The 13,463-nt window shown below is 74.3% G+C and carries 13 protein-coding genes; 4 read left to right on the top strand and 9 right to left on the bottom strand.

Going from position 1 to position 13,463, the window contains the following annotated elements; genetic code table 11:
* Positions 1-129 precede the first annotated feature (129 nt).
* The 7 genes from C6N75_RS07470 to C6N75_RS07440 form a co-directional block, all read right to left on the bottom strand.
* The gene (locus tag C6N75_RS07470) at positions 130-1,464 is read right to left on the bottom strand and encodes an APC family permease (protein WP_105868056.1); all 1,335 of its coding nucleotides are present in this window, start codon (positions 1,462-1,464) and stop codon (positions 130-132) included.
* 292 nt (positions 1,465-1,756) lie between these two features.
* The gene (locus C6N75_RS07465) at positions 1,757-1,990 is read right to left on the bottom strand and encodes a DUF6480 family protein (protein ID WP_105868055.1); all 234 of its coding nucleotides are present in this window, start codon (positions 1,988-1,990) and stop codon (positions 1,757-1,759) included.
* A gap of 138 nt (positions 1,991-2,128) precedes the next feature.
* On the bottom strand, positions 2,129-2,584 hold the full coding sequence (locus C6N75_RS07460; RefSeq protein ID WP_219852856.1) for a DUF4383 domain-containing protein: 456 nt from the start codon (positions 2,582-2,584) through the stop codon (positions 2,129-2,131).
* Between the two features lie 64 nt (positions 2,585-2,648).
* Complete coding sequence (locus C6N75_RS07455) at positions 2,649-2,876, bottom strand: DUF5133 domain-containing protein (protein ID WP_105868054.1); 228 nt, start codon at positions 2,874-2,876, stop codon at positions 2,649-2,651.
* 377 nt (positions 2,877-3,253) lie between these two features.
* Positions 3,254-5,518, bottom strand: a complete 2,265-nt coding sequence (locus tag C6N75_RS07450; protein ID WP_219852855.1) for a SpoIIE family protein phosphatase — start codon at positions 5,516-5,518, stop codon at positions 3,254-3,256.
* Positions 5,515-5,937, bottom strand: coding sequence for an STAS domain-containing protein (locus C6N75_RS07445; RefSeq protein WP_181160383.1), 423 nt, complete (start codon positions 5,935-5,937; stop codon positions 5,515-5,517). Before C6N75_RS07445 ends, C6N75_RS07450 begins: the two co-directional genes overlap by 4 nt.
* A 154-nt stretch (positions 5,938-6,091) precedes the next feature.
* Complete coding sequence (locus C6N75_RS07440; protein WP_105868052.1) at positions 6,092-6,808, bottom strand: TetR/AcrR family transcriptional regulator; 717 nt, start codon at positions 6,806-6,808, stop codon at positions 6,092-6,094.
* A gap of 227 nt (positions 6,809-7,035) precedes the next feature.
* Between C6N75_RS07440 and C6N75_RS07435 the strand changes: the two genes are divergently transcribed.
* The 4 genes from C6N75_RS07435 to C6N75_RS07420 all read left to right on the top strand — a co-directional run bounded on the left by C6N75_RS07435 (position 7,036) and on the right by C6N75_RS07420 (position 10,804).
* Positions 7,036-8,052 (top strand): hypothetical protein, encoded by a 1,017-nt coding sequence (locus tag C6N75_RS07435; RefSeq protein ID WP_105868051.1) that lies wholly within the window; start codon positions 7,036-7,038, stop codon positions 8,050-8,052.
* Positions 8,053-8,218: 166 nt separating this feature from the next.
* Complete coding sequence (locus C6N75_RS07430; protein WP_105868050.1) at positions 8,219-9,229, top strand: SPFH domain-containing protein; 1,011 nt, start codon at positions 8,219-8,221, stop codon at positions 9,227-9,229.
* Positions 9,226-10,125, top strand: a complete 900-nt coding sequence (locus C6N75_RS07425) for an NAD(+)/NADH kinase (protein ID WP_105868049.1) — start codon at positions 9,226-9,228, stop codon at positions 10,123-10,125. Before C6N75_RS07430 ends, C6N75_RS07425 begins: the two co-directional genes overlap by 4 nt.
* A gap of 58 nt (positions 10,126-10,183) precedes the next feature.
* Positions 10,184-10,804 (top strand): L-threonylcarbamoyladenylate synthase, encoded by a 621-nt coding sequence (locus C6N75_RS07420; protein ID WP_105868048.1) that lies wholly within the window; start codon positions 10,184-10,186, stop codon positions 10,802-10,804.
* Positions 10,805-10,825: 21 nt separating this feature from the next.
* Here C6N75_RS07420 and C6N75_RS07415 read toward each other — a convergent pair whose 3' ends face one another.
* Positions 10,826-11,500 (bottom strand): DUF5825 family protein, encoded by a 675-nt coding sequence (locus tag C6N75_RS07415; protein ID WP_105868047.1) that lies wholly within the window; start codon positions 11,498-11,500, stop codon positions 10,826-10,828.
* A gap of 21 nt (positions 11,501-11,521) precedes the next feature.
* Positions 11,522-13,426: a RiPP maturation radical SAM C-methyltransferase gene (locus C6N75_RS07410; protein ID WP_105868046.1), complete on the bottom strand. Its 1,905-nt coding sequence runs from the start codon at positions 13,424-13,426 to the stop codon at positions 11,522-11,524.
* Between the last annotated feature and the right edge of the window lie 37 nt (positions 13,427-13,463).

Below are 13,463 nucleotides of genomic sequence, written 5' to 3'. Positions count from 1 at the left end.
GGATCGCCGTGTGGTACGGGTGCCACGTATGCGCCGTCCCTCACCCGGACAGCCGCCGCGATTTCCCGTCGCCGGCCGGGAAGCACCTCTCCACCCGCCTGCCGCGCCCTGCGGTGGCGCGAGGGCGGGTCAGGCGTCCCTTCCCGGTCGGGGACGTGACGCACGACGGCGTCGGGCCACCAGGCCGGCCAGGATCACCGCCACGATCAGCACCACCGAGCCCCGCGTCCACACCGCGGCCTCGACCTGGGTGGCCAGCAGCACACAGGAGGCGGCTCCGAGAATCGGAAGAGCCGTCGGGGCGCGGAAGTGCCCGACCTCGCCCGGTTCCCGGCGCAGTACCAGTACGGCGGTGTTGACGATCAGGAAGACCACCAGGAGCAGCAGAACCAGCGTGGAGGCGAGGGTGGCGACGCTGCCGGTCAGGGCCAGCAGCAGGGCGGGGGCGGTGGTGGCGGCGATGGCCGCCCAGGGGGTGCGGCGGCCGGGCAGCACGCGGGTCAGGACGGCGGGCAGCAGTCCGTCGCGGGCCATGCCGAAGGCGAGGCGGGAGGCCATGATGCCGGTGAGCAGGGCTCCGTTGGCGACGGCGATCAGGGCGATGGCGCTGAACACCGTCGGAGGGACACCGCCGGCAGCGCGGACGACCTCCAGCAGCGGCCCGCTGGAGGTGGCGAGCACCTCGGTGGGCACGGTGAGCGAGGCGGCGAGGCCGACCAGGACGTACACGGCGCCGGCGGTGAGGAGCGCGCCGAACAGGGCGCGGGGGTAGCAGCGGCGGGGGTCGCGGGTCTCCTCGGCGACGTTGACCGACGTCTCGAAGCCGACGAAGGAGTAGAAGGCGAGGACCGAGCCGCTGAGCACGGCCGCCGCCACTCCCTCCTCCGGGGTGCCGAGCCGGACCAGGCGGCCCGGGTCCCCCTCGCCGCGCAGCAGCAGCCAGGCACCGAGGACCACGATGACCAGCAGCCCGCCGACCTCGATCAGGGTGGCGACCGCGTTGGCCCGGGTGGACTCCTTGATGCCGCGGGCGTTGAGCAGCGCCAGCAGGATGAGGAAGACCACGGCGACCAGGGCGACGGGGAGGGTCACGAACTCGCCGAGGTAGTCCCCGGCGAAGCCGCGGGCGAGGGCGGCGACTGACACGATGCCGGCGGCCAGCATGCAGAACCCGGCGACGAACCCGACCCCCGGTCCGTAGGCCAGGGTGGCGTAGTGGGAGGCGCCACCGGCCCTCGGGTACTTCGTGGCCAGCTCGGCGTAGGAGGAGGCGGTCAGCAGGGCCAGCGCCAACGCGGTCAGCAGTGGCACCCACACCGCTCCCCCGGAGGCGGCGGCCACCTGGCCCACCAGTACGTACACCCCGGCGCCCAGGACGTCGCCGAGGATGAAGAAGTACAGCAGCGGGGTGGTCAGCGCACGTCGCAGCCCCGGCTGGGCCGACGTGTCGTCCGCGGTGCTCATCTCGTCCCGTCCTCCTTTGCCGTGCCTGCTCGCGCGGGGCCGGCTTCAACGCTGTCCGTCCACGCCTTCCAGGGCACGGCTGATCTCATGTGCGGAGCATCCGGCATTCGGGGGCATGGGTCTGCGCCCGCGCGGGGACTGCGGCTCGGTGGGGCACAGCAGGCGGGGGCCGGCCCGCGCCAGGCCGGTGGGGAGAGCCCGGCCCATCGGCGGAGTCGACCTATGCCGGTCCGGTCGGCTCCCCGGGTCGCTGTGCCCGCCGCCGTCGCGGGCGGCGGGCGGAGCTCGGGTGTCACAGGAGCAGCAGCACGGCGTACACCAGGAAGAAGGCGGCGACCAGGGCGGCGAGGCCGAGGATGATGATCAGAGGCGCCTTGGCCCAGCCGGTGGGCGGATTGTGCGTCTCGTAGGGGCCGGCCTCGGGCAGGCTGCTTTCCGCCGGCGGGGTCTCCCCCGGTGGGACCCCGCCGCCCGCCTCCAGTCCGGTGGTCCGCTCGGGTTCGGGGTCGGGGTTCACATGGCTCATGGCGGTGTCTCCTGGCTCAGGACGTCGAGGTCGGCGCGACGGGCCGTTGGTTCACTGGCCGCCGAGGGCCCGAGGGGGCGGGCGCGTCGGACCGGGCGGGGTCACGGTCCCGGACGCGACGGCGGGCCGGCGGCGGCGTCAGGCCCGGGCGGAGGCCCGGCTCCGGCGGCCGAGCAGGACGCCGAGAGCGATCATGGCGACGCCCAGGGCGAAGTGCAGCCAGTCGTCCGCCGAGTTGACGGGGACGAAGTTGGCCGCACTGTCATGGTCGATGAGCAGGCCGTACAGCCACAGGACGAGGTAGACGACGCCGCCGCCGATCAGGAAGGTGCGGGCGCTCGCGGCGGCACGGGCCATGACGAACCCCGCCACTCCGAACAGCAGGTGCACGATGTTGTGCAGCACGGACACCTGGAAGAGGCCCAGCAGCTTCGCCTCGGAGTGGTGGGCGGCGAACTGGAGGGTGTCGTACGGGGTGGTGACGCCGGGTATGAAGCCGAGGATCCCGACCAGCAGGAAGACCGCTCCGACCAGTGTGGCGGCGGTCTGGACGGGGGTGCGGGACATACGGCGGGCCTGGGTGGTACTGGTCATGACCATCACCTCTGGGTGGGCGGAGTCGAGCTGAGAGCGGTGGGGCGTGGCGGCGGGGTGCTCGTCAGGCCACCAGGAGCGGGTCCTCGCCGCCGAAGGCGTCGACGAGCCGGTCCCGGGCCGCGATCAGCGCCGCTTCCGGTGTGCGGGTGCCGGTCGAGACGCACAGGGTGTAGCTGACGTCCTCCAGCTTCTGCCGCACGTCGGTCGTGGCGTCCTCGGCGTGCAGGAGGCTCAGCGTGCGGTACTGCTCGACGAGGTTCCGGAGCAGGACGGGGTGCGCCATGAGCATCGGTGGTTCTCCCTGCGGCAGGGGCACGTCGAGACCGACGTGCCGGGATCGGTGGGGCCCTGACCCGGCCGTCGTGACTGCCGGAGCCCGGGCGTCCACGTGCCCGGGCCCGCCTCGCGGAAAAGCCCGCCCGAGGCTGGGGGCGGAAGTCTTCGTCCACCGCGCCGCCCCGGGGCGTCGCGGTTCGTTTCCCGGCCACCCGGCCCGGCCGACGACGACGCCGGGCAGGCCGGCGGGTGCGGTACGACGGCCGGTGTGCGGTGGACGGGCGGGTCAGGCGCTCAGGCCGGCGCGGCGGCACCGGGCGACGGGCGGGACGGGCCCGGCGCCCCGAGAGCTGCGGTGGGCGTGCCGCGGGGCCTGCGTGCCCCGGCGTTTCAGGTCGCCTGGTCCGGCAGTGCCGCGCTCTTGGGGGGCGGGGTGGCGGTCAGGACGAGCACGGCTTGGTCGTCGTCGATGTCGCGGCCGCCGGTGAAGTCGTGCACGGCCTGGGTGAGGGTGTCGATGAGCTGTTGTGCGCTCGTCCCGGCCGGCGCCTGGCTCACCGCGCGGGTGAGGCGCTGGTCGCCGAACAGTTCGCCGCTCCCGCGGCGGGCTTCGGTGAGGCCGTCGGTGTACAGGATCAGGCTTTCGCCCGCGTGCAGGTGGAGGTGGCGGGGTGTGAGGTGGGTGTCGGGGCCGATGCCCAGCAGGGTCCCGGGTGTGTCGAGCGGGTGCACGTCCCGGTGGGTGTCCAGGTGCAGGGGCGGGTTGTGGCCGGCGCGGACGAGTTCGACGTCCAGGCCGGTGGGGGTGGGGGTGAGCTGGCCGTAGACGAGGGTGACGAAGCCGGTGCCGTGCCGGGCCGGCCGGTTGTGCAGGGCCCGGTTGATCGCCTCGACGACGGCCTTGGAGTCGGGCAGGAGCGGGGCGACGGCCCGGGCGGTGTGGCGGACGAGGGCGGTGGTGGTGGCGGCGATGGCGCCGCGTCCGCAGACGTCGCCGAGCAGGAAGACCCAGCGTCCGTCGTCCAGGGGGAAGACGTCGTAGAAGTCGCCGCCGATGTCGAGTCCTTCGCCGGCGGGGTGGTAGTAGGTGGCCACCTCCAGGCCCGGTACCCGGGGCAGGTCGGGCAGGAGCAGGCCGGCCTGGAGGTCGCGGGCGAGGGCGGCGCGGTGGGTGTACTGGCGGGCGTTGCGCGCGGCCAGGGCGGCGCGCCGGACGAGGTCCTCGGCCAGGGCGACGGTGTGCCCGTCGAAGGCGTGCTCTCCGGTGGACAGCAGGGTCACCGTGCCGAACGCGCTGCCGCGGTCCAGCAGCGGGAGGCACAGGTAGCCGGTGACTCCGAGGTCTTGCCAGGGGCCCGGCCCGGTGGGGGTGCGCCGGGCGACCTCGCTCGTGCCGGAGGCCAGGACCCGGGCGACGGCGTCGTCGGCGGCGTCGTAGACGGGGGTGTGGGCGGCGAGCAGCTCCTGTAGGCGCGGTGTGGCCGCGGCCGCGGCCACCCGGCGTACCCGGCCCGCCTCGACGAGGTCGACGGCGCACAGCGGGGCCAGCCGGGGCGTGCAGGAGTCGGCCAGTCGCTTGAGGGTCTGGACGGCGTCGAGGTCGGAGGTCAGCGCCGTGCTGGCGGTCAGGAGGAAGGCGAGGTCGTCGCGGGCGGCCTTCTCGCGTGCCTCGGCTCGGCCGCGGGCTTGTTCGGCCTGGTGGCGTTCGATGGCCAGGGCGGCGGTGCCGGCGAAGACCCGGGCGAGCGCGAGGTCGGCCTCCTGCGGGGCGCGCGGGGTCCGGTGGTACATCGCGAAGGTGCCCAGCAGCGAGCCGTCGCGGGCCAGGATCGGGGTGGACCAGCAGGCCGCCAGGCCGGCCTTGTCGGCCAGGTCGCGGAAGTCGTCCCAGAAGGCGTCGGTGGCGATGTCGGTCACGATCACCGGCCGGCGGCGGTGGGCGGCGGTGCCGCAGGAGCCGACGCCTTCGCCGGTGGCGATGCCGTCGATGGCGTGGTTGTAGAAGCCGGGCAGGCTGGGGGCCGCGCCGTGGCGCAGATGGCGTCCGTCGGCGTCGGCGAGCAGCACGGAGACGAGCACTTCTTCGGGGGCGAGGTCCTCGATGGCGCGGGCCATGCCCTCCAACACGACCGGCAGGGGAGCTTGGCGGGCGATCTGCTCCAGCAGCGCCCGGTGCTCGGCCGTCAGCCGCTGCGCGTGCTTGACCTGGGTGGTCTCCACCCCGATCACGCGGACGCCCATGACGTTGCCGGCGGCGTCCAGGCGGGGTTCGTAGGTGAAGTCGAAGAACACCTCGCGGGTGTCGGGGCCTTCGCCGAGCATGACGCGGGCGTCGCGGGCGGTGTAGGGCTCACCGGTGCGGTAGACCCGGTCCAGGAGGGCGATGAAGCCCTGCTCGACGATCTCCGGCATCAACTGGCCCAGCGGCACGCCGGTCCGGGTGCGCTCGGGGCCGCCGATGGTGGCGAAGAACGCCGGGTTGGCGCTTTCCAGCATGTGCGCCGGGCCGGCGAGGGCGGCGAACACGGCCGAGGACTGCCCGAACAGCGCCCGCAGATCACGGTCCGTTCCGGTGGGGTCCGTTTCGGTGTCAGCCGCGCGCGTACCCGGCGGACCGGCAGGCGGCGAGGCGTGCTGCCCTGGTACGCGCGTCATGTGGTCTGCCTCTCCTTGGACGGGGCCGGATCATCCGGGCCGGCACCCGCACGGTCCTCTTGGCCCTGGCCGCCGCCCTGGCCCGCGGGCAGGGCGGCGTCGACGTCGGCGTAGACGGTGAGGACCCGGTCCAAGCCGGTGACCGCGAGCAGGCGGGCCAGGGTGTCGGGCAGGGCGGCCAGCCGCAGCGGCCGCTGCCGCACCGCCATCTGCTGGTACAGCCGCACCAGGGCGCTGATCCCGGTGGAGTCGCAGAACGACAGGGCGGCGCAGTCGATGACCAGCGGACCGGTGCGAGGGTCTCGGGCGAGTTCCCGCTCGCTGACCTCGTGCAGTTGCACCACGCTGTCGAAGTCGAGCTCTCCGCGCAGCGCGACCACCACGCCGTGCTTCCGCTGCGAGACCTGCACCGAGAACACCCGCGGCTTCCTCCGTGTGGGGCTTTCACCGAACGACGACCGGTCCCATGGTAGAGACCGGCTTCGGGGGGTGGGGATCGGGCTGGTCGGGCCATGGAGCGCCGCCACGGCCCGACCGGGCGGGAGAGCCGGCCGAGGTGCGGGTCGGCGGCTGCTAGGCGGAGGGCGGCTGCGTGGCCGTGCGGGAGGCGCTGGTGGCGGCCTGGGGGGCCGGCTGGGTCCGGTCGGCGTCGATCACGGCTTGCAGGGCGGGGCTGTACAGGCCGGCGACGGTATCGGCGTCGGCGTCGGCGAGCGGTTCCAGAGCCAGGATGTAGCGGGTCAGGGAGAGGCCGATGAGCTGGGTCGCCACGAGGTTGGCGCGCAGCCGGGCGTCTTCGCCGCCGCCGATGGGCTCGGCCAGCGCGGCTCCCAGGACACCGCCGAGGTTCTCGCGCAGATGTGCGGCGGCGGCCTGGTGGACCGGGGCCGAGCGCACCAGCGTCAGCAGGGCGGGCCGCGCCGACAGGTCCTCCCAGACCGTGAGGTGGGCGCGGACCAGGCGTTCTCCCAGTCCGTCGCGCGGGCCGCGGGCCGCGGCCCCGATGGCCTCGCGCATCCGGGCCGGCAGCTCCAGCGCCTGGAGGAAGAGGTTCTCCTTGGTGCCGTAGAAGTGGTGCAGGAGCGCCTGGTCGACCCCGGCCTCGGCGGCGATGCGGCGCAGGCTCGTGGCGTCGTAGCCGCGTTCGGCGAAGCACGTGCGGGCGGCGTCCAGGATGGCCGCCCTGGTCCGGGTCTCCCCCGGTCGCCGGCCGCCGGGCCGCCTGGGACCGGGGGGCTCCTCGGCCGCGCCCCGGGCCGTGGCGCCGCTGTCTTCGGTGAGGCTGCTCATCGCCCCATCATGCCTCGGACATTTTATTCACCGAGTGATGAACTCATTGCTTGATGAGTTGTATGGTGATGCCGCCGGTCAGTCGACCGCCCCCGTACGTGCTTCCGTGCGCCCGCCCGCCTCTTCGCCGGACGGGCCGCGCGTTCCCTTTCCCTTCGCACCCCGCCACCGGCCCTCCCTGGCACGTCCCGCGCCGGGGAGGGCTCGGGCGGCGAGAAACGGTTGCCATGTCCACCGACGCCTCCCCCGCTTCCGACGCGCCGCCCGAGGGCCGCGCCGTCCTGCCGCGCCTGCTCGCCGTGGTGCTCGGTCTGACCGCGGCCCTCGCCGTCATGCTGTGCGCCTTCGCACTGCCGTCCGTCAACGGCGGGCCGCACCACGCGCCGCTGGGCGTCACCGGACCCGCCGCCGCGGTCGCCGCGATCGGCGAGCAGCTCCCGGACGACGCGTGGGAGGTCACCGCGTACGCCGATCCCGAGGCGCTGGCCCGGGCGGTCGAGAACCGCGACGTGGTGGGCGGGCTGGGCGTCGGCGGGGACGGGGTGAGCGTGTTCACCGCGTCGGCGGGCGGCCAGCAGATCGCCGCCGCCGTCGGCGGGCTCGGTGGCACGCTCGCCCAGCGGCAGGGCGTCCCGGTCCACACCCGCGACCTCGTGCCCTTCCCGGCGGACGACCCGCGGGGCACCGGCCTGGGCGCGGCGGCGCTGCCGATGATCTTCGGCGGCATGCTGCCCGCCATCGCCCTGATCCGGCTCTTCCCCGGGCACGCCGGACTGCCGATCCGGCTCGCCGGGGTGGTCGCCTTCGCCCTGGCGGCCGGCGCGGCGGTGGCCGCGATCCTCCGGTTCGCCATGGGCACCCTGGACGGCTCCTTCGTGACCACCTGGCTCGGCCTGTCGCTCGGCATGGCCGCGCTGGCGATCCCGTTCCTCGGACTGGAGTCCGTCGCCGGACTGGCCGGCTTCGGCCTGGGCGCGATGGTGATGATGTTCCTGGGCAACCCGCTGTCCGGGCTCGCCACCGGGCCGTACTGGCTGCCCGACGGCTGGTCGACCCTCGGTCAGATCCTGCCGCCCGGAGCATCGGCCTCGCTGCTGCGCGCCGACGCCTTCTTCGACGGCGCCGGAGCCGGCGGGCCCGTGCTCGTCCTCACCGCCTGGGTCCTCGCCGGCCTCGCCCTGATGCTGGTCGCCGATTGGCGGCACCGGGCCGGTGCACGGCGACGGCAGCCGGCGGCCGGGTAGCGGCCGGGCGGGCGTGGACCTCGGCGCGGTGCACGCTGACGAGGGCGCCCGAGGAGGCGGTCGCAGAACGGGCAGCGCCGGATGAACGGGCCCGCTCGTTCTCGTCGGATTGACGATAGCCCGACGCTCCCTATATCGTCATGGTGACGAGATTAAGGGGGTCCCCGTGGCCGACATCACCCGGCGCTTCGGCTGGCGCCATCTGCGCTCCGCGCCCACCGCGCACATCCGCCACCACAAGCGCGGCCGGCTCGCCCACGACGGGCGGGGGCTGAGCTTCTGGTACCGGTCGCTGTCCGCCGCGCTGTCCGAGGTGCCGGTGGACGACCGGGAGCTGGCCATGGCGTTCCACGCCCGTACGGCCGACTTCCAGGACGTGACCGTGCAGGCCACCGTCACCTACCGGATCAGCGACCCGGCCCAGGCGGCGGACCGGCTCGACTTCTCGGTGGACCCGGACACCGGGAGCTGGCGCGGCGCGCCGCTGGAGCAGATCGCCACCCTGCTCACCGAGACCGCGCAGCAGCACACCCTGGACGTGCTGGCCCGCACCCCGCTGGCCGCCGCCCTGGTGGACGGGGTGGCCTCGGTACGGGAACGGGTGGCCACCGGGCTCGCGGCCGAGCCGCGGCTTCCGGCCACCGGCATCGACGTGGTGGCGGTGCGGGTGGTCGCGATCCGGCCGGAGGCGGAGGTGGAGCGGGCCCTGCGCACCCCGGCGCGCGAGCAGATCCAGCAGGAGGCGGACCGGGCCACCTACGAGCGGCGGGCGGTGGCGGTCGAGCGCGAACGCGCCATCGCCGAGAACGAGCTGGCCAGCCAGATCGAACTGGCGCGGCGCGAAGAGCAGTTGGTCGACCAGCGGGGCACCAACACGCGCCGCGAGGCGGAGGAGAAGGCCGCCGCCGACGGCGTACGGACGGAGGCCGAGGCGGCCCGCACGGTGCGCCTGGCGCGCGCGGAGGCGGAGGCGGCGCGTGCGACGGGCTCCGCGCGCGCCGAGGCCCAGGCCGCCTGGCTGCGGGTGCACGGCGAGGTCGAGCCGGCCACCCTGCACGCCCTGGCGGCGACCAGGCTGGCGGAGAACCTGCCGCGGGTCGAGAGCGTCACCCTCTCCCCCGACGTCCTCACCTCGCTCCTCGCGCGGCTCGGGCGGGACGGCGGGGCGGGCGCGTGAGTCTGGCGCCGCGGGCGGTGCTGGTGCACCGCAGGACCGAGTACGAGGAGCTGCTCGCCCGGCACGGCACGCACGGGCAGGCCGCCTTCTTCCTCTCCAGCCGGGGCCGCTCGATCGACGAGGTGGTCCGCCGCCACGAGCACACCGCGCGGGCGCTGCGGGAGGTGGCGGCGGCGGTGCCGCTGACCTGGCGCTCCACCCGGGTGGAGCGGGCGGACCTGGACCGCTTCCTGTTCGCGCCGGAGGACGTGGTGGTCGTGGTGGGGCAGGACGGTCTGGTCGCCAACACCGCCAAGTACCTGGACGGGCAGCCGGTGGTGGGCGTCGACGCCGATCCGGGGCGCAACCCGGGGGTGCTGGTGCGCCACCGCCGCGCCGACGCGGCTGCGCTGCTGCGGGCGGCGGTCGCCGGCGGGGGCCGGGCCGAGGAGCTGACGATGGTGGAGGCGGTCGCCGACGACACCCAGCGGCTCCTCGCGCTCAACGAGGTCTATCTGGGGCCGCCCGGGCACCAGACGGCCCGCTACCGCCTGGGCGGCGGGGCGGACGGCGATCCGGGCGAGGCGCAGGCCTCCTCGGGGGTGCTGGTGGGCACCGGTACGGGCGCCACCGGCTGGCTGCGGTCGCTGTGGCTGGAGCGCGGCAGCGCGGCGGTGCTGCCCGCGCCGTGCGACCGCAGGCTGCTGTGGTTCGTACGGGAGGCCTGGCCGTCGCCGGCCACCGGGACCTCCCGGGTGGCCGGCGAGCTGGGGCCCGGGCAGGGGCTGCGGCTGACGGTGGAGTCGGACCGGATGGTGGTGTTCGGGGACGGGATGGAGGCCGACGCGCTGGAGCTGACCTGGGGCCAGAGCGTCCGGCTGGGCATCGCGGAGACCTCGCTGCGGCTGGTGGTCTGAGCGCGGCGTCCGCGGAGCCGTGGAGTGCCGGGCCCGCGCGGTGGCTTACGCTCGGCGGATGGCGAAGTACTTCGACGTGCACCCCGACAACCCGCAGCGCCGCACCGTCTCCACGGTGGCCGAGAGCATCCGCTCGGGCGCGCTGATCGCGTATCCGACGGACTCCTGCTACGCGCTGGGATGCAGCCTGAACAACCGCGAGGGGCTGGCCCGGATCCGGTCGATCCGCAAGCTGGACGACCGGCACCACTTCACGCTGGTGTGCCGGGACTTCGCGCAGTTGGGTCAGCTCGTGCAGATCGACAACGACGTGTTCCGCGCGGTGAAGGCGGCCACGCCCGGCAGCTACACCTTCATCCTGCCCGCCACGAAGGAGGTGCCGCGCCAGTTGCTGCACCCCAAGAAGCGGACGGTGGGCGTGCGCATCCCCGACCACGTGGTCACCCAGGCGCTGCTGGAGGAGCTGGGCGAGCCGCTGGTGTCCAGCACCCTGCTGCTGCCCGACGAGGACGAGCCGCTGACCCAGGGCTGGGAGATCAAGGAGCGGCTCGACCACGAGGTGGACGCGGTGCTGGACTCCGGCGACTGCGGCACCGAGCCGACGACCGTGATCGACTTCTCCGGCGGCGACGTGGAGATCGTCCGCCGGGGGGCGGGTGACCCCTCCCGCTTCGAGTGACCCCTGCGGCCGCCGGCCCGGTCAGATGGTCATGGACTCCTGGAGCCAGCGGCTGATCCGGTAGGGCAGCCACCAGGCCAGCGGGCCGACGTCGAGGGTGAGCTGCTCGCCGCGGAAGTCGTCCAGGATGGCGCGCGGCACGCAGTCGGCCGGGGCTCCGTAGGCGAGTGCGCCGATGGCCTCGGCGTATCCGGGCTCGTCGGCGGTGAAGCGGCGCAGTTCGCCGAAGCGGCGGTCGCGGATCTGGATGAAGCCCGGGCCCTGGCGCCACAGGCACTTGCAGAGGTAGTGGCCGGCCCGCCAGGCGGCCAGCACGTCGTCGGCGTCCGGCGGGCCCTCGATGTGCCGCGGGGGCTGGAGGTGGCTGAGGACGCGCCAGGCGTCGCCGGCGGCGGGGGCCAGGCGCAGGGTCCACTCGACGAGGACGGCCCGGGCGGTGAGGTCGCGCACCAGGCTGAGGGCGGCCGTGGTCGCGGCGGCCCGCTCGGCGTCGGGGCCGGGGGTGAGGTCGACGGGGTGCGGGAGGCGGACCCGGCGGGCGCCCAGGTGCCACAGGCGGTCGCTCTCCTGCGGCAGGGGGCCGGGCAGGGCCAGTTCGCCGAGGTACATGCCGGGCAGCCGGCAGGCCTCGGGGTCGTAGTCGCGCCAGGCCAGCACGGTGGGCGGCGGGCCGGGGACGGCGGTGGCGGTGGTCATCTCGGGCGCCTTTCGGGGCGGTCAGACGGAAAGCGGGGCCGCGGTGCGGGCGTGGCTGTGGCGCATGAAGTCCAGCCGCAGGAGGTCCTCGTTGACGGCGGCGGGGGCGATGTGGACGTACTGGCCGCCGTCGGTGAAGACGATCCCGAGGGCGAGCCAGGTGTCGAGGAGCCGCTGGACGGCCGGCTCGTCGCGGCCGGCGCCGGGGGCCTTGCGGGCGGCCTTGCGGGTGAGGGCGGCGGGGGTGTGGGGCTGGTCCAGGAGGCGGAAGGCGGCCAGCTCGAAGGGGTCGGTGAGGTCGGTGGTGCGCCACTCGAAGGCGCGGCGGCGGGAGACCAGGACGATCCGGTCGCCGAGGTCGGCGTGGGTGAGCCGGGCGTCGGCGTGGTGCTTCTTCCAGGCGGCCAGGGCGTCGTTGAGGGCGGTGACGACGGGTTCGCCGATGCCGCGGGCGGGGGCCTCGAAGACGTAGGCGAGGTCGTGGAGTTCGGATTCGGGCAGGTCGTAGGTGAAGCGGTAGTGCTCTTCGGGGCGCAGACCGGTGAAGCCGAGTTCGGGGCGCTCGAAGTAGGGGCTGAAGCGTTCGATGGCGATGCGGGCGGACAGGTCGACCGGCGGGTCGAGGTGTTCCAGGGCCGGGATCTGGGCGATGACCGGTTCGTAGTCGGAGGCCCGCTCGCCGGGGAAGCCGTGCAGGTAGTTCCAGGCGACGGACAGGCCGGTCTCGGCTCCGTCGCGCAGCATGCGGACGTTCTGGCAGCCGCTGACGCCCTTGTCCATGAGGTCGAGGACGCGGTGGTTGAGGGACTCGATGCCCGGCTGGACGTAGATCATTCCCGCGTCGGCGAGGGTGCGGAGCTGGGGGCGGCGCATGTTGGCCTTGATCTCGATGTGCAGCCGCAGGTCGTAGCCGCTGTCGATGATCCGGGGCAGCACGGTGGTGAGGTAGCCCATGTCGAGGATGTTGTCGACGACGTACATGTCCAGGACCCGGTGGCGGCGGGCCAGTTCCATGATCTCCTCGTAGAAGGTGTCCGGGCTCTTGGAGCGGAACTGCATGAAGGAGCCGTTGAGTCCGCAGAAGGTGCAGTGGTGCTTCTCCCCCCACCAGCAGCCGCGGGCGCCCTCGACGACGAGTTTGGGCTCGACCCAGTTGCGGGCGACCGAGGCGGCGAGGCGTTCGAAGTAGCCGCTGTAGTCGGGGGGCAGGATGGCGGCGGGCGGCAGCGGGCGGGTGGCCATGGGGTTGGCGTGGCTGGCGCCGTCGGGGCCGCGGTGGCACAGGCCGGGGACGGTCGTGAGGTCGCCGCCGGCGGTGAGCGCGGTCAGCAGCTCGGGGAAGGCGGCTTCGCCCTCGCCGCGTACGACGTGGTCGACGAAGGGGAAGTTGCGGTGCACCGCCGCGCCCTGGGCGCCGTCGCAGTTGGCGCCGCCCAGGACGGTGGTGATGTGCGGGGCGAGCTGCTTGACCCGGCGGGCGGCGGCGAGGGCGGCGGTGTTCTGCTGGAAGGTGGAGGTGAAGCCGACGACGTCGGGGGCGTGGCGGACGATCCGCTGGGCGATGTCGTCGACGAACTCGGGGACCGCGCGGTGCAGGGCGCGGGTCATCTCCATGCGGGACTTCTTCAGCTTGCCGCTCATGACGGCGGTGAACTCCTCGGTGCGCCACTCGGTGTCGTCGTAGAGGGCGGAGGAGAAGACCCAGTCGCCGCAGCCCATGAAGTACGAGGAGAGGGCGTAGTACTCGTAGTCGTCACCGGTGAACGCGGTGCGCCCGGTGATCCAGTCGGTGAACTCGAGGTTGGCGTGCAGGACCTCGGCGGTGGCGCCGGGCACGCGCTCGTCCACGCTGCGTTTGAGGATGCCCAGGGCCAGGGACGGCAGGTCGATGGGCGACCAGGGCATGTTGACCAGCAGGACACGCATGGCGGCGGCTCCTCGGGGAGGGACGGGGGGCGGGCGG

The organism is Streptomyces solincola, assembly GCF_002982015.1.
Classification (GTDB): domain Bacteria; phylum Actinomycetota; class Actinomycetes; order Streptomycetales; family Streptomycetaceae; genus Streptomyces; species Streptomyces solincola.
The sequence above is the reverse complement of the archived record's forward strand: the minus strand, read 5'-3'. Positions and strand labels throughout refer to the sequence as shown.

Bases quoted from the DNA above. Each gene is read 5' to 3' on its own strand.
- C6N75_RS07470 (WP_105868056.1), bottom strand. From the start codon at position 1,464: ATGAGCACCGCGGACGACACGTCGGCCCAGCCGGGGCTGCGACGTGCG.
- C6N75_RS07465 (WP_105868055.1), bottom strand. From the start codon at position 1,990: ATGAGCCATGTGAACCCCGACCCCGAACCCGAGCGGACCACCGGACTG.
- C6N75_RS07460 (WP_219852856.1), bottom strand. From the start codon at position 2,584: ATGACCAGTACCACCCAGGCCCGCCGTATGTCCCGCACCCCCGTCCAG.
- C6N75_RS07455 (WP_105868054.1), bottom strand. From the start codon at position 2,876: ATGCTCATGGCGCACCCCGTCCTGCTCCGGAACCTCGTCGAGCAGTAC.
- C6N75_RS07450 (WP_219852855.1), bottom strand. From the start codon at position 5,518: ATGACGCGCGTACCAGGGCAGCACGCCTCGCCGCCTGCCGGTCCGCCG.
- C6N75_RS07440 (WP_105868052.1), bottom strand. From the start codon at position 6,808: ATGAGCAGCCTCACCGAAGACAGCGGCGCCACGGCCCGGGGCGCGGCC.
- C6N75_RS07435 (WP_105868051.1), top strand. From the start codon at position 7,036: ATGTCCACCGACGCCTCCCCCGCTTCCGACGCGCCGCCCGAGGGCCGC.
- C6N75_RS07420 (WP_105868048.1), top strand. From the start codon at position 10,184: ATGGCGAAGTACTTCGACGTGCACCCCGACAACCCGCAGCGCCGCACC.
- C6N75_RS07415 (WP_105868047.1), bottom strand. From the start codon at position 11,500: ATGACCACCGCCACCGCCGTCCCCGGCCCGCCGCCCACCGTGCTGGCC.
- C6N75_RS07410 (WP_105868046.1), bottom strand. From the start codon at position 13,426: ATGCGTGTCCTGCTGGTCAACATGCCCTGGTCGCCCATCGACCTGCCG.